Origin of the sequence: Phocaeicola dorei, from assembly GCF_013009555.1 — a bacterium.
Classification (GTDB): domain Bacteria; phylum Bacteroidota; class Bacteroidia; order Bacteroidales; family Bacteroidaceae; genus Phocaeicola; species Phocaeicola dorei.
The window spans coordinates 1,670,289-1,694,513 of sequence record NZ_CP046176.1 but is presented as its reverse complement, the minus strand read 5'-3'; the positions used below and the strand labels follow the sequence as shown (position 1 = coordinate 1,694,513).

Here is a 24,225-nt window from a genome sequence, read left to right as displayed (position 1 = left end):
AGGTATGAAAAACTGTGCAAATTACTGAAATAGAATCTGTTGTGCCGTTTCTTGTTCCTGTTATATCAGTAACGATATGGGAACTGAAGTCTTTCGCAGCTTTTATCGGACCTCCTTTTTCAGCTTATGCAGTATTATGAGTTAAACACCTAACCACTTAATAGACTGCATTTTTGCTGTATTATCATCAACCTTGCTTTTTCTTTCTGCGTTTACTTTAAATACGGAACCTCCGCTTTCGTTTCATCCAACACCAACTTTGTAGGACTGGACGGTGACAAGGCTGTAGTGCAAGTAGCATTCAATGTACCTTTCAGCGGTCCGAACGGACTAGGAGGTATTACCGTAGACGGGAATGCTTCGAACTATAAAGTAAAAACCGACAAAAAAGGTAATATTCATGTCAGTATGAACGTGATGGGAATCGGAATCTCAGCCCAAGTAAGCATTGATATACCTTATGGAAGCAACAATGCGACTGTAGATATTCTTCCGAACTTTAATTCCAGCCACATGACTTTATCCGGTCAAATATTGCCATTAAAGAAAGCCAATGTGTTTAAAGGACGCTCACTATAAACTACTTAACTAAAATAATAGGAATATGAAGAAGCTACTATTTCCACTATTCATGCTTGCCATGATAGTTACTTCGTGCGAGAAAGATCCGGATATGAATAAACTGGATAGTGACTACAGCGTTTACACCGATTATGACAACAGTGTACATTTCAATGAGTTTTCCACCTATTATCTGCCAGATAGCATTCTGGTTCCGGACAACAGCCTGAAAGCCAATTATTGGAAAGATGAAAATGCCCAAAACATTATCAGTGCAGTAGCCCATGAAATGGAACAGAAAGGCTATGTAAGGACGGAAGATAAAGAAAAAGCCAATGTAGGCATTCAGTTGTCATACGCCCAACAAAGAATACAAATAACCACAGGAGGATGGTATGGCGGCTGGTGGGATGCCGGATTCTGGGGACCTTACTGGGGAGGAGGATGGTATTATCCTTATCCGGTAACTTACAGCTATGACACAGGAACCCTGATTATGGAAATGGTTGATTTAAGACAACCTGTCGATCAGTCTAACCAAAACAAACTGCCTGTCATCTGGCATGCTTATGCGTCAGGACTGCTATACGGAAACTCCCATTTCAATATGCAGTTGACATTAAATGCCGTCAATCAGGCATTTGCACAATCTCCTTATCTGTCAAACAAACAATAAAACCGGAAAATCATGAAAACGAAAATATTAAAACACAGAGCTCCCAAACGTATCCTCATCGGAGTGTTATTAGTTCTCTTTTGTTTCACAAGTAAAGCACAGATCTGGGAAAATGTACATTTCAACGTAGACTGGCAGATGAATATGCCGTTGAACAGCAACTTTGCCGATAAATTCAGCGGATGGGGAATGAACTTTGAAGGAAAATATGATCTGACTCCCTATTGGTCTATAGGAGCTTTCCTTAATTTTCATACCAATCACCGATACGTGGACCGCCAGACCATCCCCCTCACCCCAACGGCTTCATTGACAACAGACCAGCAACAATCGGCGTTCCAACTTCCCTTTGGAATATCTGTATCCTACAAGTTACTGGATAACAGGTATGTAAAACCTTACTTCGGAGTCAAATCGGGTGCCATGTATTCTCAAAACTCCATTTACAACAATCTGGTACAATGGTATGAACGCCCGTGGGGATTCTATGTATCACCCGAATTGGGAATAGATATTCATCCGGTACCTTATCAGCGTCTGGGATTTCATGTAGCCGTATATTATAGCTACGCAACCAATCAAACCGATATCCTGACTTATTCTGAAGATGGAAGAAATAGCATGGGTGTGCGTGTAGGAGTTTGTTTTTAATCCATACTAAGCGTTTGCTCATAAAAGAGGAGATTTGGAAAGTATTCTATTTTTTTCTGAATTTCCTCTTTTTTTCATAGTTTTGTAAAATAACCCAAATCATTTTCAGCAGCGGAATGGCTATGCAAAATAAATACAATCAATTCTTCAACTTTTTCCTGTTTTCAGGTCTGGCATGTTTCTCATACCTTTCGCTGGTACTATATACCGACCTTACGCCTCAACATCAGAAAATATTAATCTCCTTTCTGGGATTTATTTCTGTGGTATTCATATTCAATCTGGTAGGCTTTAGTCTGATATTCATCAACCGATGGCTGAAAAAAAGCTATCTATTCTTTATCAAGAAGAGAAACAAACTGATCATCAATTGCATTTTGATTGCAGCTATTCTTTTCTTCATGAATTACGCTACTCTGACCATCTGTAAAGTATTGCTGGAACTGCCCTTCCCATTTGTACTAAGCAGTCCGGGCCTGCGCTTGATCATGATTATATGGTTGGTAGAAATTGTGATTGTGAGCCTAAGTATCATGAACGCTTTTTACAGGCAGCTGGTTATTCTGCATGAAAAAACAATGAAACTGGAAGAAAGTTCCATCAAAGCACAATACACGGCTTTACAAAATCAATTAAATCCACATTTCCTGTTCAATAGTTTGAATACTTTAATATCCGAAATAGAATACAATCCGGAAAACGCAGTAGTTTTTACACAAAAGCTATCGGATGTTTATCGTTATATCCTAAAAAGTCAGGAACAAGGACTTGTTACTTTACGTAATGAACTGGAATTTCTGGATTCATATATCTATCTGCATCAAGTGCGTCTGGGAAAATGTATTCAACTGGAAAACAAAATACCCCCCACGTTATTGAACAAGAAGATTCCTTCATTAACTCTACAGTTGCTTATCGAAAATGTGATAAAACATAACATCATCAATATGGAAAATCCAATGGTCATCCATTTGGATTATTCTGACAAAGATCAAACTCTTTCCGTAAGAAACAAGATCAAATTAAAAAAGAATGTTGCAAAATCAGGAATGGGACTGAAGAACTTATCTGCCCGCTATCTGCTGATTTGCAACTTGCATATCACAATTATTGACGATTCTGAATATTTCACCGTTAAAATACCTTTGCTGAATGAATAAGATAAAAGCCGCTATTATAGAAGATGAAATTCCTGCAGGACGCCTGCTACATAAAATGTTGTCAGGATTAAGGCCAGACTGGGAGATAGTTGTATTACCCGGCAGCGTAGAGGGATCTGTAAAATGGTTCCAGGAGCATCCACACCCGGATATAATCTTTCTAGATATCCAACTGACCGACGGCATTTCTTTCACTTTCATAGAACAGACCCAACCGGAAAGTATGATTATTTTTACCACCGCCTACGACGAATATGCCATACGTGCTTTTACTGTAAACAGCATAGACTATCTGCTGAAGCCAATAAACAGGGAAAGATTGGCCGAAGCCATCGAAAAGTTTGAAAGATTAACTGCCAGATATGGCAATGCCAACCTATCGAGCTCATCCAATGAATTACTGAACTTACTGAAAAATATAAGTAATCCGGAAAAAAAATACCGTACCCGCTTCCTGATATCAGGAGACGAAAAGCTGTATACCTTGCAAGTAGAAGATATAGCTTATTTCTATTCTGAAAACAAAATTACTTTTGCCGTCACAAAAGAAGGGAAAGAGCATATCATAGATTTATCGCTCGACAAACTGTCCGAACAACTAAACCCAGATATTTTTTTCCGCACCAACCGGCAAACATTGGTTAGTGTACATGCCATACAGAAAATAGAAAACTATTTTTTAGGAAAAATAATAGTACAGGTAAAACCGCCATTTAAAGATAAAATTACTGTAAGCAGAGAAAAGATAGCTGCAATGAAGCTTTGGCTCAATTATTAAAAAAGTCTGTTTATATAAAAAAGCACTAACTTATAAGTAATAGGAACAAGATTGGAATCCGTTCCTATTACTCAACCAACAGTTTTACAAAAGCTTTGCAATCACAATTGTAAAAAACAAATAGAACTTTCAGCAGGAGCCTTTAAAATTACTTTTCCACCTCCTCTCACGCTACCATCTTCTTTTATAACCGTTCCTTTATCCGGATCAATCCAAAAGACTTTATACGTTTCTCTATCTCCCATCAAATCCAAATTAATCTCATTCTTCACACAGTACCCAAGGTATCCCTTTCCGACAGCCCCCATTACCCACTGAGTATCCATATCGGTCTGTCTATCTATAGGAGAAAAAGAAGAAGCCTTCTCATAAACCGGTAATTCATCAATCGGCGGAATTTTGGCAAAAGAGCCACCCGCCATAAATATAGCCCAATTCATAGCATTACGAGGAACTCTAATTGTACTACCATTATAAACCACAGCTTTATCAGGATACTTACAGCGATATTCACGTACCGCACGATAAACACTGGCACAAGATACCGTGCCCGGATCAATCAGTCGCGCATGCTGGCGAAGAGCCAGACTTACCCCTCCCTGAGGTTCGTATAAAGTTCCATCTGCGCGATAATGCCACTGACGGATATCAATCACATCAACCATTAAAGTATGTTTTTTATCTTTCAAGACAGAATCCTGCACATCTTTTGTTGCTGTCAACGCCACTAACTGATGGTTATCACACGCATTGACCTCTTCCAACCAAAAGTTCATAAAATTCAATGGTCCGGTATATTCCAATCCAATGCTATGTACCACACCATTATTGTCATGGAACACATTTACACTCTGACGAATAAATTTACTGTGATATTCACGGATAACCGGACGAGTAATATCATAGAACTGTTCTGCCATATACACTCTCTTGTCCCCCGAAAAAACAGTCTTTTCCGCAAATCCCAACTGATTTATATTATTAGCAGAGCGCCAAGGATAATCACACCAGTGTGCTCCTTCTTCTATGATATTGTGCTGGTTATAATGATCATGTAACAAAACCAGTCCGTCTCGATCCGCCACATCTACAAATCGCTTCAAACGATTCCAATACCAAGGATTGAATTTATTCAGATCATATTTGCTTAAGCGATCCTGAGCTTCCCCCTGCCCGCTACGGCTATAAGGCATTTCATTAAAAGGAGCCCAAACTTCAGCATCAGCATGCATATTCCGCTCATGATCATTACGACGACGCTCATACCACAATCCTGTACGATGATGAAGCACATGTGCTCCCGAAAGCAATAATACTTGCGCAACACTATCTGGCTCTTCGGTATATCCCGTACCGGTGCGTCCCGGAACAAACTGACTGAGTGATCCTTTGCCCTGCCATCCTGTAGTACCGGGAATATTCTTGCGAAAATAAGTTCCGTTAATGAGAATATGATTTCCCCGCACAATCCAGCCATTTTTCACTTGTAAAGGTTCTGTCATGACCACATGCTTCTCTTTTTCAGGCCGCCAGTTCACTTCGTTTAAAAGAGGAGCATTATTCTGGGTTATCTCCAAAGGATATTTCACTATCATACTGTCTATCCATACATCCATTCGCATATCCGGTTTTAATGACTGTACAGACATCCAATGAGCGTACTCGGGAGTTGGCTTCGTAGTTTCACCAGTAGTGTACACAAATATTTTCTTTTCTTCCATTGAAGATTTATCCATACGAGCCGCCAGTTGAGCATAAAAAAAACTTTCCGGCTTGACAAAAGTATGCGACAATTCATAATGGCCATTACCAAAAGGTTGCGTCCACATTCCATAAGCCCAATTATGAGCTGTAGGAGGAGTAACACAATGAGTCTGTGAAGCTCGTCCCTGCCAGCACATAGAGTTAGCCGCCACCCAACCGGCTCCCTGATCTGCCATATCCCGATAACCCAATTGAATAATTCCTCCTGACACCGTTATTTTATCCATCAAAATACCATTAGAGAAGCCACCAGTAGATCCACTGAAACTATAAGGCCGTTCGGAATGACATTGTACAAAAGCATTAGGTCCAGGTACGGCAACCCCAACTGTAAAATCACGGTACCCCTCTTCAGAATAACAACGCTGAAAAAGAGTTAGTTGTCCCAAAGTATGAAAAGCATAACGCCTATGGTTGGCTATCTCGGACACGGGATACAGAAATTTACAATCCTCCACAGTCACCTGCATCGCTCCCTCCAATACCATTACCGCCGAACCTGCAAAATGATGAGCCTCCACTCTTCGTACCCATCCATCTTTCACATGATTGAAGGTAATTGCCTGCCAACGATGGTTCTCATCTTTCAAATTAGTATGATCATATTCAGAATCGCAACACAAATTCTCTATTCCGACATTATTAATCCTCCCAGTCCATGAAAGAGGTAAAATATACCCACCACCATACTTGGGATCAAGGCTCATGGTCAATGGTACATCTATGGTAATACTTTCAGAGGTAACAGCAACCACAGTACGCTCCCACACCATATCATGACGACCGGGAGTCCATTTCGAGAAATTATATTCCTGTTCATTGCCCAATCTATCCGTACCAAGCACCGAAAGCCATCCGGCTGTTGATGGACGGACAATGCGTATTTTATCTCCCACCTTCAATGTTGCAGTTTGTTTCAAAGGAATAACCGTAGCATTTACAGGTACATACTGCCCGGCAATATGAATAGTGTCTTCCGTTTTCGCATTATTATAACCCAAAACACGAATCAATTCATCTTTCATCGGTCCCAATGCACGTAAAACCGTTCCTCCATTTTTATGGCATCCGCTACCACGGAGAACCACTCCGTCAGCCCGCATCAAAAGTTTACCTTTCAATTCATAGTTACCGGGAGCTAACTGAACTGCACCTCTGAAACCATCCGGTTCCATAGGAAGAGAGGCTACATAATTCAATGCCTGCTGAATAAGACCGGTTGCATCTCCATCCACGACAGGAACATATACTTTTGCATCCACCCAAGGAATGGGATACTCAGATTGGCGATAACCACAAAAAGAAAAATCAGGTATCCGATCGCCGTTAGGATACGATTTATAAACCAGTTCGTCGGTTTCAGTAATATGAACAGGTGACTGAGGAGTAGTCTTAAAATGTGCATCTATAGTTGCAAAGAGGAATACTCCGGCAAAAAGCAGAAGTGTCCGGCATAAATTGTGTTTCATAGTTTCATACCTAAAAATTCGAATACACAAAAATAGCAGCAAAACAGATACACTTTATTGAAAAATTGGTCAAAATTGGGTAGAAATCGAACACCAGACTAAAATTATAACTATTTGTACATCAAATTAAATATAGAAACAGAGTTACTAAAATAATATAAGAGCCCGACAAATAAATACGGAAAACAATGGATATCGGATAAATTTATACTATTTTTGTAAGACTAATAATCATCTTATTATCCGATATGATAGTAATAGCAGATAGTGGTTCTACCAAAACAGACTGGTGTCTGGGTAACACCAAGACAAACAGCAGGACAGTTCGAACAGGAGGTATCAACCCCTTCCACCAATCAGTTGATGAAATAAAAGAAGTGATTGCCTCCACACTAACTCCCCAGTTGGGAGACACCACTGAATTTACAACTATTTATTTCTATGGTGCAGGATGTATTCCCGAAAAAACGAATATAGTGAAAACAGCTTTGGCGCAGAACTTCCCCAAAGCAAATATCCTTGTCGAAAGTGACTTGTTAGGTGCCGCCCACGCCCTATGTGGTAAAACGGCAGGGATTGCATGTATTTTAGGAACCGGATCCAACTCTTGTTTTTATGACGGGGAAAAAATAACAGCTAATATTTCTCCGTTAGGGTATATTTTAGGAGATGAAGGTAGCGGAGCCGTATTAGGGAAACGTCTGGTAGGTGACTTCCTGAAACACCAACTTCCCGATGACCTTTGCCGAGATTTCCTTAAAGAATACGATTTGACCCCAGCACTGATTTTAGATAAAGTATACCGACAGCCCTTAGCCAACCGCTTTCTGGCGGGTCTGACTCCTTTTCTTTTCGCCCACAAGCATAGACCAGAGATGCAGAATTTATTAATTTCCTGCTTCACTGATTTCTTCACCCGTAATGTAATGCAATACGAATATCATGATATTCTTGTACATTTTACAGGTTCTATTGCATTTTACTTTCAAGAAGAAGTAAAAGAAGCAGCTCTAAGACTGAATGTGTCCATCGGAAAAGTTTTAAAAAGTCCACTGGAAGGATTAAAGGATTATCATTTCGAAGTATGAATTTTATAAAAATAACCGAACAACCGTCCATACATGAGGATTTGGAACAAAAATCCGTCAGAGAGTTACTGGAAGGTATCAACGAAGAAGACCGGAAAGTAGCCTCAGCTGTTCATGCCTGCATACCACAAATTGAAAAACTAGTAAATGAAATAGTAGAACGTATGCATCAAGGAGGACGCATATTCTATTTGGGAGCCGGAACCAGTGGACGCCTAGGAGTATTGGACGCTTCTGAAATTCCAGCGACTTTCGGTATGCCTGATACCTGTGTCATAGGTATTATAGCCGGTGGTGAACAAGCTTTGAAACATCCTGTAGAAAGTGCTGAAGATAATAGTCAAAAAGGCTGGATGGAACTACAAAAGCATCACATCACAAATAAAGACATCCTGATAGGCATAGCGGCATCGGGAACAACTCCTTATGTTATAGGAGCGCTGCAAAAAGCGAGAGAACACGGAATATTAACAGCAAGCATCAGCAGCAATCCAAACTCTCCACTCTCGAATGTAGCAGATATACCCATCGAAATGATAGTCGGTCCGGAATTTATCACAGGCAGCTCGCGCATGAAGAGCGGCACAGGGCAAAAAATGATACTGAATATGATAAGTACCACCGTCATGATAAAACTAGGCAGAGTAAAAGGAAACCGGATGGTAAACATGCAACTCAGCAATCAAAAACTAGTAGACCGAGGAGTACAAATGCTAATTGACGAATTACATATTAATAAAGCAGAAGCAAAACAATTGCTGCAAGAACAGGGCTCTGTTAAAAAGGCATTTGACGCTTACAAAACAAATAATTGTATCACTAAAAACGACTGAAGTATGAAAAGTTGGAAACAAGAAGCCGTCATCCTTGCTATAGGCATGTTGGTGATGGGGTATTTTATCAAACAGGGATTGGACACTTTCTCTGGTAAAGACAGAGTAGTGAATGTGAAAGGTCTGGCAGAAATGGAGGTGCCAGCTAATAAAGTAACTTGGCCTTTAATGTATAAAGACCTGGGAAATGATCTCCCGACCTTATATAACAAAATAAATACAACCAACCAAACAATTGTCGGCTTCTTGAAACAGAAAGGAATCACTGAAAACGAAATCAGTATCAATGCACCGGAAATTATAGACATGCAAGCTGAACGTTATAATAATAATTCAGTTCCCTTCCGCTATAATGTGACCTCTGTCATCACGGTTACTTCAACTAAAGTAGATCTGGTGAGAAAGATGATCAGCGAACAAAGCGAACTCTTAAAGCAAGGTATCGCTATTACCGGTGGAGATTATCGTTACAATGTGCAATATGACTATACCGGTTTAAACGACATCAAGCCTCAAATGATAGAGGAAGCAACTAAAAACGCACGGGCGGCAGCTATTAAATTCGCCAAGGACTCGGACAGCGAACTTGGTAAGATAAAAAGAGCTTATCAGGGACAATTCAGTATCGAGGATCGTGATGCCAATACTCCTTACATCAAACGTATCCGTGTTGTAACCACCATTGATTACTCTTTGGAAGATTAAATATCCATTTGGCGAAGCATATTAAACAAAGCTTCTTTGTTCAGAGGCTTGAACAAATAACCGTTAAAGCCTCTGGACATTACTTTCCGCTTATCTTTCAGAAGTATTATTCAAATTATAGTAATTGGTCTTTTCAACCAAAAAATTCCGATCAACCCAAATTATATATGCATCCACATTATACAATATGGTATCCGAAAATTCTTTCACGGAACACACCTTATTTTTCTTCTTAACGAACTCCTTTTCCAAACTTTTCCTCTTTCTTATCTCCCATAAAAAACCTAAAAGTAGAAACAAACTAAAATGAACGCTACCATATTTTAATAGGTTAAATTTCTACAAATGTACAAACATAAATTAAAAACAACGATTATATCCCATTTAAATTTTAATCAGCAAGAAATTTCAGCAAACTTGTTTGTGTTTCAGTATTTTGTTGTATCTTTGCGCCCGAAATTAGATAAACAATATAATGTCTAACGTAATTAACTGAGAATTTTAACAATTTTATTAATGGAAAATTTAAAAAACATCACTCCTGTTGAAGATTTCAACTGGGATGCTTATGAAAACGGCGAAGCTGTAACCAGCATGAGCCACGAAGATCTTGAAAAAGCTTATGACGGTACGCTGAACAAAGTAAACGACCGCGAGGTTGTAGACGGTACTGTTATTGCAATGAACAAACGCGAAGTAGTTGTCAATATCGGCTACAAATCAGACGGTATCATTCCTTTGAATGAATTCCGTTACAATCCAGATTTGAAAATAGGTGATACTGTAGAAGTATACATTGAAAATCAGGAAGATAAGAAAGGACAGTTAATTCTGTCACACAAAAAAGCACGTGCTACTCGTTCTTGGGACCGCGTAAACGCTGCTCTTGAAAATGAAGAAATTATTAAGGGTTACATCAAATGCCGCACTAAGGGTGGTATGATTGTGGACGTATTCGGTATCGAAGCATTCTTGCCGGGTTCTCAAATTGATGTGAAACCTATCCGCGACTACGATGTATTTGTAGGTAAGACAATGGAATTCAAAGTGGTTAAAATCAACCAGGAATTCAAAAACGTTGTTGTTTCTCACAAAGCTCTTATCGAAGCTGAACTTGAACAGCAGAAGAAAGAAATCATCGGTAAACTTGAAAAAGGACAAGTACTGGAAGGTACTGTTAAAAATATCACATCATACGGAGTATTCATCGACCTTGGTGGTGTAGATGGTTTGATTCATATCACTGACCTGTCTTGGGGGCGTGTAAGCGATCCGAAAGAAGTAGTTGAACTGGATCAGAAGTTGAACGTAGTTATCCTTGATTTCGATGACGAAAAGAAACGTATTGCTCTTGGTTTGAAACAACTGACTCCGCACCCATGGGATGCTTTGGATGCTAACTTGCAGGTAGGTGACAAAGTGAAAGGTAAAGTAGTCGTTATGGCTGACTACGGTGCATTCATCGAAATTGCTCCGGGCGTAGAAGGTTTGATTCACGTATCTGAAATGTCTTGGTCACAGCACTTGCGTTCTGCTCAGGACTTCATGAAGGTAGGTGACGAAGTAGAAGCTGTTATCCTGACTCTTGACCGTGACGAACGTAAGATGTCTTTGGGTATCAAACAGTTGAAACAAGATCCATGGGAAACTATCGAAGAAAAGTATCCTGTAGGTTCCAAGCACACTGCAAAAGTTCGTAACTTCACTAACTTCGGTGTATTCGTGGAAATCGAAGAAGGTGTAGACGGATTGATCCACATCTCTGACCTGTCTTGGACTAAGAAAGTAAAACATCCTTCTGAATTCACTCAGATCGGTGCAGATATCGAAGTTCAAGTATTGGAAATCGACAAAGAAAACCGTCGCTTGAGCCTTGGTCACAAACAGTTGGAAGAAAATCCTTGGGATGTATTCGAAACTGTATTTACTGTAGGTTCTGTACACGAAGGTACTATCATCGAAATGTTGGATAAGGGTGCTGTAGTAGCTCTTCCTTATGGTGTAGAAGGTTTTGCAACTCCGAAACACCTGGTAAAAGAAGATGGCTCTCAAGCCCAATTGGATGAAAAACTGTCATTCAAAGTAATTGAATTCAACAAGGATGCCAAGAGAATCATTCTGTCTCACAGCCGCATTTTCGAAGATGCTGCCAAGGCAGAAGAAAGAGCTGAAAAGAAAGCAGCTTCTAATGTAAAGAAAACAACTAAGAGAGAAGACGCTCCTGCTATCCAAAATCAGGCAGCTTCTACCACTTTAGGTGATATCGATGCTTTGGCTGCTTTGAAAGAACAGTTGGAAAACAAGAAGAAGTAATCAGTTTACTTCAAGATAAGCCAAAAGGATGCATTTATTAAAATGCATCCTTTTTTATGCCATTATTTCTTAAAAAGGAAAATATTCTATGGGATATCCGTAATAAAACCGTATCTTTATAGAGTAATAAAATTTCGAGTTAGTATTTCACAACGACTTCTCCCCCGTTTTCTTATTACCTCATTATTAATTCCATACACTTCCCCTTAGCAGGTCGGACTGTATATTACTAATTTAAAAAGAATCAAATGGCGAAACCTATTTCATTTACCAAACGAGATCTGGAAAAGAAAAAACAAGAAAAGCGTTTAGCAAAACAGCAGAAAAAAGAAGAAAGAAAAAATAACGGCACATCCTCCTTCGAAGATATGATTGCCTATGTGGACGAGAACGGTATGATAACCGATACTCCTCCCATTTCTAATAATAAACCACAAGAAGTGGATATGTCCACCATTGAAGTTTCAACTCCTCGTAGAACTGAAGAACCGATAGAACTAGTACATGAAGGAAGAATAGAGCACTTCAATGTATCCAAAGGATATGGATTTGTAAAAGATTTGAAGAATGCAGAGAAATACTTCTTTCATATTAGTGGACTGATAGACAATATCATAGAAAATAACATCGTGACTTTTGAACTAGAAAAAGGGTCACGTGGTATGAATGCTGTGAAAATAAAACTTAAGAAATAGTTCAATCCTATAATGCCGTTTTTACGGCATTTTTTATTTTCCATTCAAAAAAGATAGTATCTTTGTAACGATGGAGAAATTTGAAGTACATATATTAGGATGCGGGTCAGCATTGCCGACCACACGGCATTTTGCGACCTCACAAGTCGTAAATATCCGTGAAAAACTATTTATGATAGACTGTGGTGAAGGAGCACAAATGCAATTACGCAAATCAAAACTGAAATTCACCCGGCTAAACCATATATTCATTTCACATTTGCATGGCGATCATTGTTTCGGACTAATGGGACTGATATCAACTTTCGGTATGCTGGGAAGGACAGCCACACTCTATATTCACTGTCATGCAGAATTAGAACGTCTTCTTACTCCGCAACTCGACTTTTTTTGCAAAGGTATGAGTTACAAAGTCGTTTTCCAAACTTTTGATCCGGGCAAAGCTGAAATAATTTATGACGACCGTTCGCTAACCATAGAAACAATTCCCTTACGTCATCGGATACCAACATGCGGATTCCTCTTTTCAGAGAAACAGACTCCCGCCCATATTCGTCGCGACATGATTGACTTTTATGAAATCCCCGTATACGAACTCAACCGGATAAAGAATGGCGCCGATTACACATTACCGGACGGAAAAATAGTACCAAACAACAAATTGACTATCCCTTCTGCCCTTCCCCGCCGATATGCCTATTGTTCAGATACTATTTATTTGCCACGTATCATAGAACAAATATACGGAGTGGACCTGTTATTTCATGAAGCCACCTTTGCACAAAGCGAACAAGCCCGTGCGAAAGAAACCTTTCACACAACTGCTTCACAGGCTGGAGAAATCGCCCGTACCGCAAAAGTAAAACAACTTCTTATAGGACATTTTTCAGCCCGCTACGAAGATGAAAGCATATTGTTACAGGAAGCATCGGATATTTTTCCTAACACTCTACTTGCACGGGAAACATTAAAAATTTCAATAGAATCCATTAAACCATAACATAAACCGGATATCTAATTAAAAAATAGGAACATGAACACTTATAATGAGAAAGAAATAATAGCTTTATTACAGGACCCGGCACGACAAAAAGAAGCCTTCGAATGTATTGTCAACGAATACAGCGAACAGCTATATTGGCAGATACGCCGGATGGTACTTTCTCATGAAGATGCCAATGATCTGTTACAGAATACATTTATCAAAGCATGGACTAATCTAGAGTATTTTCGTGCCGAAGCCAAAATGTCAACCTGGCTTTACCGCATAGCTTTGAATGAATGCTTAACCTTTTTAAATAAACAACGTGCCACCAACCAATTATCCATAGACGACGCTGATGCAGATATGGTGAACAAACTGGAAAGTGATACATATTTTAATGGAGATGAAACTCAAATATTATTTCAAAAGGCATTACTGACACTCCCTGAAAAGCAGCGTATAGTATTCAATTTAAAATACTTTCAAGAAATGAAATATGAAGACATGTCTGAAATATTAGGAACAAGTATAGGAGCACTGAAAGCCTCCTACCACCATGCAGTGAAAAAAATAGAGAACTTTTTAAAAGAATACCTTTAAACCTTTTTAAAAGAAATGTATCTAACAAAGAAAGGAGAACCACTATGAAGGAAGAAGATGAACTATTAAAAAAATGCGGGACAAAAAATCCATTCATGGTACCCGAAGGTTATTTCGACAACTTCTCAAAAGAGTTGATGAATAAATTGCCGGAGAAGGAACAAACTTCTACTCCGCAAGAAACAATAACTACTTGGCAACGTATCAAGCCTTGGATATATATGGCAGCTATGTTTTGTGGATTGATGTTCAGCGTCAGAGTTGTTGTAGGTCCCCCTAAACAAGACACTCCTATTTTTACAGCAGCGGAAACTGAACAATTCTCAGACGAATATATTGAAACGATTTTAGATCATTCCATGATGGATGATTATACGCTCTATCAATACTTGACAGATGCAAATTCAGATATGTATAATTAAATAATAACCACATGATACAAAGACTGGTAACCTTGCTTATCACTTTATATATAAGCATTTCGCTACAGGCGCAAGACAAAAAGAAACCTGGTTTCACCAAAGAAGAATTCAGAGCTAGACAAGAAGCATATCTCACGCACAAAGCAGAAATAACGCAAGAAGAGGCCACTAAATTCTTCCCTATCTACTTCGAATTACAAGACCGTAAAAAAACAGTAAATGATAAAGCATGGGAGCAAGCACGCAAAGGCAAAAATCCTAAAACAACCGATGCCGAATACGAACAAATTATAGAAGGTATTGTCAAAGCAAGGATTGAAGCCGATAAATTGGATTTGGAATATCTACAGCGCTTTAAAAAAATCTTATCTCCCAAGAAAATATATAAGTTGCAACGTGCAGAGATTAAATTCCACCGTGATATCTTAAAAATTATGCACCAATCTCAAAAAAAATAAAAGCAACAAGAGATATTTCTAACTTTTTCCCCAAATCTATCAATCAACTTAGATTTGGGGATTTTTGTATTTAAAAAGTTCAGCGAAACGACAAAATGCTTAAGATGCTTCTTTTATAAAAACAAGTTAATTTTCTTGCTTATTAAGTTTTTGTTACATTGATTAGAATATGCTTTTATTTTTAAACATTTACCATCAAAAATATTTTGATTTATTAGATTTTATTCCTAGGTTTGTGCAAACCATAAACTTACAAATCTATTACAAACATTATGAAAAAGACACTATTACTACTATTCGTATGCTTATTCGTAGGAATAAGCCATGCACAAGCACAGGTAACAGTGAAAGGAACCGTTATCTCAAGCGAAAACAACGAACCGGTAATCGGAGCTTCCGTATTGGTAAAAGGAACAACCAATGGAACAATCACCGACATCAATGGTCAGTTTACACTTACAAACATCTCACCTACCAACAAAACAATTATTGTTTCTTTCATTGGAATGGAAACCCAAGAAGTAACCATCAAGCCGGAAATGAAAATTGTTATGACTTCAACAACAGAAGTGATGGAAGAAGTTTTGGTAGTTGCTTATGGTACTGCAAAAAAATCAGCTTTTACAGGATCTGCAAAAATGATTCATACAGAACAAATAACTAAACGTCCGGTTACTAATGTCATAGAAAGTTTATCTGGACAAGTGGCAGGCCTACAAATGACAATGACAAATGGACAGCCTGGCGAAACTCCAAGCATTCTGATACGTGGCATCAGTTCAATGAGCGCAAAAACAGATCCCCTCATCGTATTAGACGGTATGCCATACGAAGGAGGATGGAATAACATCAATCCAGCAGATGTAGAATCTATTTCTGTACTAAAAGATGCAGCATCCACAGCTCTTTATGGTGCTCGAGGTGCTAACGGTGTCATAATTATAACAACAAAATCAGCCAAAGCAGGCGATGCAAAAATCACAGTAGACGCTAAATGGAGTGCCAATACCCGTGGTGAAATAGAATATGACTACATAAAAGATCCAGGAGAATATTATCAAGCACACTATAAAGCATTATACAATTATTATTTAAATGCCCAAGGACAAACCCCTGACCAAGCATATGTCAGCGCAAATACTAATATGATAGGAACCAACAGCCAAACCGGCGGTTTATCCTACAACGTATATTCATATCCTGAAGGAGAATATCTGATTGGTAAAAACGGTCTTCTTAATCCTAATGCAAAATTAGGACGGATAGTAAACGGTTATTATCTCACTCCCGATAATTGGGTTGATGCCACATACCATACAGCTTTACGCCAGGAATATAATGTCAATATTTCCGGTGGAAGTGACAAAGCGCAAATCTATGCTTCTTTCGGATATCTAGATGAAGATGGCATCGCACAAGGTTCTGACTATAATCGTATTACCGGTCGTCTGAAAACGACTTACCAGGCTAAACCATGGATGAGATTTGGTGCCAATATCAGTTATACACACTCAATACAGAATGCAGCGGCCGGCGGCTTTGCCCAGGCATTCAATACAGCCCCTATATATCCGCTTTACCTACGTGATACAAATGGTAAGATCATGCAGGATAAAAATGGTGACATGTACGATTTCGGAGTATCCAACCAAGGTCCTCTAAACCGTCCCATCAACCCGAACTCTAACGGAATAAAATTAAGTCAGCTTGATACATATAACACCTCTGCAAATACTTTGAATGGAGACGCATTTATAGATATTAATTTCCTGAAAGACTTCAAATTCACATTCAATGCAGGCACTTCGATACGTGACAGCCGGTACAAAAATGCTTTAAATCCTTTTTATGGAACAGCAAATTCCTTGAATGGAAGCATCAATGTCCAGCATTGGCGTCGAACAACCCTCAACCTACAACAAATATTAAATTATAATCATAGCTTCGGATTACATAACGTTTCATTGATGGCAGGTCATGAAAGCTTTAATAACGTTTATGAAGAATTATACGCAGCCAAAAACAGTATGTTCTCTTTTTTTCAGAATCAAGAATTAAACGGTGCCATCAGTGGTACCAACGATGAGTCATCCTATAAGAGCAAATACAATACTGAAGGATATTTATTCCGAGGTATGTACGACTATGACGGCAAATATTTTTTCCAACTTTCTTATCGGCGCGATGCCTCTTCCCGCTTCCACCCGGATAATCGCTGGGGTAATTTCTACTCTGTGGGAACTGCTTGGATTCTTACCAAAGAAAAATGGTTGGATGACATTAAATGGCTCGATTTATTAAAACTAAAGTTTTCTGTAGGTCAACAGGGTAACGACAGAATAGACGATTTCTTATATGTAGATACTTACAATATCAATAACAGCAATAATGAGTTATCATTAGGTTTTTCCAGAAAAGGAAATAAAAATATTACCTGGGAAACCAATACAAATATAAATTTAGGTATAGAATTCGAACTATTAAAAGGCAGATTAAGTGGTAGCATAGAATATTTCAATCGCAGAACAACTGATATGCTTAACCGTTTTTCCGTACCTTTATCATTAGGGTACTCAGGCTATTATGACAATATTGGCGACATGAATAACAAAGGTGTTGAAATTGATTTAAAATATATACCAGTCAAGACTAGAAACGTAACATGGAATATTGGCTTTAATGCAACACATTATAGAAATAAGATCAGCCGTCTTGCAGAAAGTAAAAAAACAGACATTATAGATGGACATGCCGGTTATGTAAACGGTCTGTATTATTACGGAGAAGGACTTCCAATGTATACTAACTATGTTCAAAAATATGCAGGTGTGTCCGAAGAAGGCAAACCACAATGGTATTATACAGATAAGCAAACCGGTGAGATGAAAACAACAACAACCTATTCTCAAGCTGATCTATACTTATGTGGTGACGCTGTTCCAGACCTATACGGTGGTATCAATACCTCTCTTTCATTTTATGGTTTTGATTTCTCTGCACAAATAAACTACAGTATAGGAGGTCAGGCATACGACTATGGTTACCAAGCATTAATGTCACCTCCTACTTCAACTCATTTAGGATATAATGTTCACAAAGATATTTATAAAGCATGGAGCCCGGAGAATACTCAAAGTGATATTCCACAATGGCAATTCAATGACCTGTACAGTGTAAAAACATCCGACAGGTTTCTAACTAATGCATCTTCCATAAGTATTCAAAACATTCAATTAGGATATACTTTTTCAAAAAAAACACTTAGAAGTCTATATCTAACTAATCTGCGCATTTATGTGGCCTGCGACAATGTTTATTATTGGTCAAAAAGAAAAGGTTTCGATTCACGCGTAACATGGAACGGAAATAAAGATTCATCCGGAGAATATTCAGCCGTACGCGCATTCTCCGCCGGTCTAAGTTTACAATTCTAATCAACACATAAACAATCAAAAATATGAAAAAGAAATATATTACCAAACTAACGATTGCTGCATGTCTGTCATCAGCATTAAGCTTAAACAGTTGTATCGAAGAGGTATTTCCAGAAAGTAGCACAGCTACCATAGACCAAATAGGAAAATCTGACCAAGCTATCAGCGCAATGGTAAACTCAGTAGTCGCATTTATTAATGCATTTAGAAGTTACGGTCCACAATTTTATCATGATTTTGGATATAGTGGATATAATTTAATCAGAGAAAGTGCATGCGAAGACTTCTTCTGCCACGAACCCAAATTTGACTTTTTTGATACTTATGGAGTATGTAATGATTTGGGTGATGCTGATGTTGTCAATACCATTTGGTATTATAACTACAAGTTTCTGAATAATGTAAATAATGCACTGAGTGCTTTAGAAAAAGCAGATGATGCACCCGAAAACAAGTATTATAAAGGTATATGCCTATCTTATAGAGCCATGATATACATGGACTTAGTCCGAATGTATGAATATAAAAAAACAGGAGTAGAGAAATTAGATGCAGAAGCAGCCAGTAAAAATTTATATGGCATAACCGTACCCATTATTACCGATGAAACCACAGAAGAAGAAGGGCGTAATAATCCACGTGCTCCCTTCTATGCCGTATACAAATTCATATTAGATGATCTAGCCTCAGCTGAGGAGCTTTTGAGTGATTATCAACGCCCAACCAAAAACTTGCCCTGTACCCCGGTTGTCCATGGTCTGATGGCACGTATGTGGCTGGAAATGGGATCTCGTTTCGAACTTTACCCTGAAGATCTCAACACCCTAAACAACAATACAGATTTAAACATTGCATCAAAAGAAACTTGTTTCACTAAAGCAGCCGAATACGCACGCAAAGTCATTAACGAAAGCGGAGCAATGCCTCTGACCGAAAAGGAATGGTTTGGTGGAGACAGCTATACTACCGGCTTCAACAGTGTACTAACCAATTCATGGGTATGGGGATCCATCATGACTACCGAGGATGTACATAGCTATTGGCTCAACTTTGCCGGAAGCATGTGTCCTGAACAAACTTTCGGTTACGGTAACCGAAAATGGCAAGGATACAAGCTTATCGGCAAAAAATTGTTCGATCAAATACCAAATGCAGACTGGCGAAAAACAACTTGGATTGCTCCTGAAGATGCACACAAAGCTCCCGGAACTAAATATAAAACTTTGTTGACCGATGATGATTTCGCTGATATGCCTCCATATACAGGTATCAAATTCCGACCTAAAAATGGAGAAATGAACGATTATACAATCGGAGCTGCCGTTGACTATCCGTTAATGCGTATAGAGGAAATGTATTTAATTGAAGCCGAAGCAATAGGAATGAGCCAAGGATTAGCAGCCGGTATTTCTAAATTAGAAGATTTCGTAAATACATTTCGTTATAATACTTCTGTGGGTAGCTATACATGTAAAGTAAATGATCTAAAAGAGTTTCAAAAGAAGGTTGTTGAACAGAAACGTATTGAATTCTGGGGTGAAGGGATCATCTTTTGGGATTACAAACGGTTAGAGTTACAAGTTGTTCGTGGTTATCCAGGTACTAATGCTCCTATCGGATATCGATTTAATTCAATAGAAGGCTACTGTGCGCCCTGGATGAATATCTTTATCAGTCTTTATGAAAATGTATTCAACAAAGGTGCAGTTTTAAATCCTGATCCTTCACAAGCCATCAAAGAATGGGTAGAATAAAATTCATGTAAAACTTATTTTATAAAGAATGGGGAGCTGTCATAAAAAAAGACAACCCCTCATTCTTATAGAACACAATTTGATATCACCATACATTAAATTACCTAGAATAAATACAATACCCTTTATTGATTAAAACAGAAAAACAAGCAAGACAAAAATAACACACATCATAAAAAACAATTCTAACCCTACTATTTTTCTTCCTTTTTAGCCTCATTCCATATAGCATCCATTTCTTCCAAAGTCATATCCTTCAAGTTCTTTCCCTGTTTGATGGTGTGTTCCTCTAAGTAATTGAAACGACGGATAAACTTCTGGTTAGTGAGTTCCAATGCATTATCCGGATTAATCTTGTAAAGGCGGGCCGCGTTTATAAGACTGAACATTACATCACCGAATTCCGCTTCCGCCTTCTCCTTATCCATGTTCTCCACCTCAGCTTCAAACTCGCCGATCTCCTCTTTTACTTTAGTCCAAACCTGCGAACGCTCCTCCCAATCAAATCCCACGTTGCGGGCCTTGTCCTGAATGCGGTATGCCTTGATTAGCGAAGGCAAAGCAGGAGGTACTCCGCTCAAAACCATTTTGTTACCATCCTTTTCCTTCATCTTCAACTGTTCCCAGTTTTCAGTCACCTTCTCGGCAGTCTCGGCTTTCACTTCGCCAAAGACATGAGGATGACGGAAAATCAGCTTCTCACAAAGACAGTCACACACATCCTTAATATCAAAATCTCCTGTTTCACTACCTATCTTTGCATAAAAGGCCACATGCAACAACACATCACCCAACTCTTTACAGATATCCTTCTTGTCATCCTTCATCAAAGCATCACAAAGTTCGTAAGTTTCTTCAATCGTATTAGGACGTAGACTTTCATTCGTCTGTTTCCGATCCCAAGGACACTTCTCTCGCAACTCGTCTAAAATATCGAGAAAGCGGCCAAATGCTTCCATTTGTTCTTTTCTTGTATGCATAATCAGTTTATTAATATCATTTTGTAGTGCAAAAGTACATAATAATCCAACGACTTTTATTAATTTTGCACTCAATTATGCGATAATCAATTAAATAAATAAAATATAAAATGGAATTAGCAAGTAAGTACAATCCCGCTGACGTGGAAGGAAAATGGTATCAGTATTGGCTGGACAACAAACTCTTTAGTTCAAAACCCAACGGACGTGAACCTTACACAGTCGTCATTCCACCACCCAACGTAACCGGAGTACTCCATATGGGACACATGCTAAACAATACCATTCAGGATATATTAGTACGCCGTGCCCGCATGGAAGGCAAGAATGCCTGCTGGGTGCCGGGAACCGACCATGCTTCCATTGCCACAGAAGCCAAAGTGGTGAACAAACTGGCCGGACAAGGTATAAAGAAAACTGACCTTAGCCGTGACGAGTTCCTGAAACATGCCTGGGCATGGACAGAAGAACATGGAGGTATTATCCTGAAACAGCTGCGTAAACTAGGTGCATCCTGCGATTGGGACCGTACAGCATTCACCATGGACGAAGAACGTAGCGAAAGTGTTATCAAAGTATTCGTAGACCTTTACAACAAAGGTTTGATCTATCGTGGTGTACGCATGGTAAACTGGGACCCAAAAGCACTGACAGCTCTCAGTGATGAAGAAGTTATTTACAAGGAAGAACACAGCAAACTGTATTATCTCCGTTACAAAGTAGAAGATGATACTGAAGGACGCTATGCAGTAGTTGCTACCACTCGTCCCGAAACAATTATGGGAGATACTGCCATGTGTATCAATCCCAATGACCCGAAAAACCAATGGCTGAAAGGCAAAAAGGTAATTGTACCACTGGTAAACCGTATCATTCCGGTTATCGAAGACGACTACGTAGACATTGAATTTGGTACAGGATGTCTGAAAGTAACACCTGCCCATGATGTGAATGACTATATGCTTGGCGAAAAATATAACTTGCCCAGCATTGATATCTTCAATGACAACGGAACACTGAGCGAAGCTGCCGGACTATATATAGGTATGGACCGTCTTGATGTACGTAAACAGATTGAACAAGACTTACAAGCTGCCGGATTGCTGGAAAAGGTAGAAGCTTATACCAATAAGGTAGGTTTCTCGGAACGTACCAATGTAGCCATCGAACCGAAACTGTCCATGCAGTGGTTCTTGAAGATGCAACATTTTGCAGACATGGCATTGCCTCCTGTAATGAATGATGAACTGAAATTCTATCCTACCAAATACAAGAATACCTACAAAAACTGGCTGGAAAATATCAAAGACTGGTGTATTAGCCGCCAACTTTGGTGGGGACATCGCATTCCAGCATACTTTCTGCCCGAAGGCGGTTATGTAGTAGCCGAAACAGCGGAAGAAGCTTTGAAGTTGGCACAAGAAAAAACCGGTAATGCCAATCTGAAAATGGAAGATTTACGTCAAGACGATGACTGTCTGGACACTTGGTTCTCTTCATGGCTGTGGCCCATTTCTTTATTTAACGGTATCAATAATCCTAATAATGAAGAAATAAACTACTATTATCCTACTAGCGACTTGGTTACAGGACCGGATATCATTTTCTTCTGGGTGGCACGAATGATTATGGCAGGATATGAATATAAAGGTGATATGCCGTTCAAAAACGTTTATTTCACTGGTATCGTACGCGACAAACTGGGACGTAAGATGTCAAAATCTTTGGGTAATTCACCCGACCCGTTGGAACTAATTGACAAGTATGGTGCCGATGGCGTGCGAATGGGTATGATGCTTGCCGCTCCCGCAGGAAACGATATTTTATTTGATGATGCGTTATGTGAACAAGGACGTAACTTCAATAACAAAATATGGAATGCATTCCGCTTGGTGAAAGGTTGGGAAGTTGCCGATATTGCACAGCCCGAATATGCAAGACTGGCCACTGAATGGTTTGAATCCATGTTGGCAAAAACAGCTGCAGAAGTAGCTGACTTATTCGGCAAATATCGTTTGAGCGAAGCACTGATGGCTGTATACAAATTATTCTGGGACGAATTCTCAAGCTGGTATCTGGAAATGATCAAGCCGGCATACGGACAACCCATTGACAAAGCGACCTATGAAAAAACTTTAGGTTTCTTTGATAACTTGCTGAAGTTGCTGCATCCGTTCATGCCTTTCATTACCGAAGAGTTATGGCAACATATATATGACCGCAAAGAAGGAGAAAGCCTGATGGTCCAGCAATTGAACATTCCGACTGCTTGTAATGAGATTATCGTCAAAGAATTTGAAGTAGTGAAAGAAGTAATCGGTGGTATCCGCACTATTCGTTTACAGAAAAACATTGCACAGAAAGAAACTTTGGAGTTGCAAGTAGTAGGTGTAAATCCAGTAGCTACATTCAATCCTGTTATTACTAAATTGTGTAACCTCTCTTCTATCGAAGCCGTAGAGAATAAAGCTGACGGCTCCGGCTCATTTATGATAGGTACAACTGAATATGCCATACCATTGGGCAATTTAATCAACACAGAAGAAGAGTTGGCAAAACTGGAGGCTGATTTAAAATATCAGGAAGGCTTTTTGCAAAGTGTATTGAAAAAATTAAGCAATGAAAAATTTGTCAGCAAAGCACCAGCCAACGTTATTGATATGGAACGCAAGAAACAGGCTGATGCAGAAAGCAAAATAGCTTCTTTAAAAGAAAGTATTGCTGCTTTGAAAAAATAAAAAAATATACCGCTTTACAGAGATTGCAACATTCTATGTAAAGCGGTCATCACTTCTTTTTTAGTAAAGAGATGTGTCAAAAGTAATTCTGCTATTGTCTTGCTGCAAAGCTCGGATAGTTTTGATAATTACTTCAAATTTTGACACATCTCTTTCTTTTT

At 38.9% G+C, this 24,225-nt stretch carries 18 protein-coding genes and 1 pseudogene; 17 read left to right on the top strand and 2 right to left on the bottom strand.

The genetic code is table 11. The features are described 5' to 3' along the window. Window positions 1-210: 210 nt before the first annotated feature. From GKD17_RS06920 to GKD17_RS06900, 5 genes and pseudogenes are all read left to right on the top strand, one after another. A pseudogene (locus GKD17_RS06920) lies at window positions 211-579 on the top strand (DUF4251 domain-containing protein); the annotation flags it as partial. A gap of 25 nt (window positions 580-604) precedes the next feature. Next, window positions 605-1,237 (top strand): DUF4136 domain-containing protein, encoded by a 633-nt coding sequence (locus GKD17_RS06915; RefSeq protein WP_007837788.1) that lies wholly within the window; start codon window positions 605-607, stop codon window positions 1,235-1,237. 12 nt (window positions 1,238-1,249) lie between these two features. Next, window positions 1,250-1,888, top strand: coding sequence for an outer membrane beta-barrel protein (locus tag GKD17_RS06910; protein ID WP_007837787.1), 639 nt, complete (start codon window positions 1,250-1,252; stop codon window positions 1,886-1,888). A gap of 116 nt (window positions 1,889-2,004) precedes the next feature. Beyond that, a complete protein-coding gene (locus tag GKD17_RS06905) occupies window positions 2,005-3,048 on the top strand; it encodes a sensor histidine kinase (RefSeq protein ID WP_007837786.1) in 1,044 nt (347 codons plus the stop codon). Then, window positions 3,041-3,826 (top strand): LytR/AlgR family response regulator transcription factor, encoded by a 786-nt coding sequence (locus tag GKD17_RS06900; RefSeq protein WP_007837785.1) that lies wholly within the window; start codon window positions 3,041-3,043, stop codon window positions 3,824-3,826. The genes GKD17_RS06905 and GKD17_RS06900 overlap by 8 nt, the downstream gene beginning before the upstream one ends. Window positions 3,827-3,927: 101 nt before the next feature. Here the strand turns inward: GKD17_RS06900 and GKD17_RS06895 are convergent, their stop codons facing one another. After that, a complete protein-coding gene (locus GKD17_RS06895) occupies window positions 3,928-7,059 on the bottom strand; it encodes a DUF6298 domain-containing protein (RefSeq protein WP_007837784.1) in 3,132 nt (1,043 codons plus the stop codon). 248 nt (window positions 7,060-7,307) lie between these two features. On the opposite strand from GKD17_RS06895, the gene GKD17_RS06890 reads away from it, so the two are divergent. The 11 genes from GKD17_RS06890 (at window position 7,308) to GKD17_RS06840 (ending at window position 20,346) form a co-directional block, all read left to right on the top strand. Continuing rightward, window positions 7,308-8,147, top strand: coding sequence for an ATPase (locus tag GKD17_RS06890; RefSeq protein ID WP_007837782.1), 840 nt, complete (start codon window positions 7,308-7,310; stop codon window positions 8,145-8,147). Continuing rightward, on the top strand, window positions 8,144-8,980 hold the full coding sequence (murQ, locus tag GKD17_RS06885) for an N-acetylmuramic acid 6-phosphate etherase (RefSeq protein ID WP_007837781.1): 837 nt from the start codon (window positions 8,144-8,146) through the stop codon (window positions 8,978-8,980). Before GKD17_RS06890 ends, murQ begins: the two co-directional genes overlap by 4 nt. A gap of 3 nt (window positions 8,981-8,983) precedes the next feature. Beyond that, window positions 8,984-9,685, top strand: a complete 702-nt coding sequence (locus GKD17_RS06880) for an SIMPL domain-containing protein (protein ID WP_007837779.1) — start codon at window positions 8,984-8,986, stop codon at window positions 9,683-9,685. Window positions 9,686-10,201: 516 nt separating this feature from the next. Beyond that, entirely contained in the window at window positions 10,202-11,998 is a 1,797-nt protein-coding gene (gene rpsA, locus GKD17_RS06875) for a 30S ribosomal protein S1 (protein ID WP_007837774.1), read from the top strand. 248 nt (window positions 11,999-12,246) lie between these two features. Beyond that, window positions 12,247-12,693: a cold-shock protein gene (locus GKD17_RS06870; RefSeq protein WP_007837772.1), complete on the top strand. Its 447-nt coding sequence runs from the start codon at window positions 12,247-12,249 to the stop codon at window positions 12,691-12,693. Between the two features lie 70 nt (window positions 12,694-12,763). Beyond that, window positions 12,764-13,693 (top strand): ribonuclease Z, encoded by a 930-nt coding sequence (locus GKD17_RS06865; RefSeq protein WP_007837771.1) that lies wholly within the window; start codon window positions 12,764-12,766, stop codon window positions 13,691-13,693. A 33-nt stretch (window positions 13,694-13,726) separates the two neighbouring features. Further along, window positions 13,727-14,278 carry an RNA polymerase sigma factor gene (locus GKD17_RS06860; RefSeq protein ID WP_007837769.1) on the top strand — a complete coding sequence of 184 codons (552 nt, stop codon included), beginning with the start codon at window positions 13,727-13,729 and terminating at the stop codon, window positions 14,276-14,278. Between the two features lie 44 nt (window positions 14,279-14,322). Further along, window positions 14,323-14,700 carry a hypothetical protein gene (locus GKD17_RS06855; RefSeq protein ID WP_005848193.1) on the top strand — a complete coding sequence of 126 codons (378 nt, stop codon included), beginning with the start codon at window positions 14,323-14,325 and terminating at the stop codon, window positions 14,698-14,700. A gap of 11 nt (window positions 14,701-14,711) precedes the next feature. Next, on the top strand, window positions 14,712-15,158 hold the full coding sequence (locus tag GKD17_RS06850; RefSeq protein WP_007837768.1) for a hypothetical protein: 447 nt from the start codon (window positions 14,712-14,714) through the stop codon (window positions 15,156-15,158). 272 nt (window positions 15,159-15,430) lie between these two features. Further along, a complete protein-coding gene (locus GKD17_RS06845; protein ID WP_007837767.1) occupies window positions 15,431-18,592 on the top strand; it encodes a SusC/RagA family TonB-linked outer membrane protein in 3,162 nt (1,053 codons plus the stop codon). 23 nt (window positions 18,593-18,615) lie between these two features. Beyond that, window positions 18,616-20,346, top strand: a complete 1,731-nt coding sequence (locus GKD17_RS06840; RefSeq protein WP_007837766.1) for a RagB/SusD family nutrient uptake outer membrane protein — start codon at window positions 18,616-18,618, stop codon at window positions 20,344-20,346. A 194-nt stretch (window positions 20,347-20,540) separates the two neighbouring features. Here the strand turns inward: GKD17_RS06840 and mazG are convergent, their stop codons facing one another. Next, entirely contained in the window at window positions 20,541-21,326 is a 786-nt protein-coding gene (gene mazG, locus GKD17_RS06835; protein ID WP_007842683.1) for a nucleoside triphosphate pyrophosphohydrolase, read from the bottom strand. Window positions 21,327-21,436: 110 nt separating this feature from the next. Here mazG and GKD17_RS06830 point away from each other — a divergent pair, with 110 nt between their 5' ends. Continuing rightward, the gene (locus GKD17_RS06830) at window positions 21,437-24,064 is read left to right on the top strand and encodes a valine--tRNA ligase (RefSeq protein ID WP_007837764.1); all 2,628 of its coding nucleotides are present in this window, start codon (window positions 21,437-21,439) and stop codon (window positions 24,062-24,064) included. Window positions 24,065-24,225 lie beyond the last annotated feature (161 nt).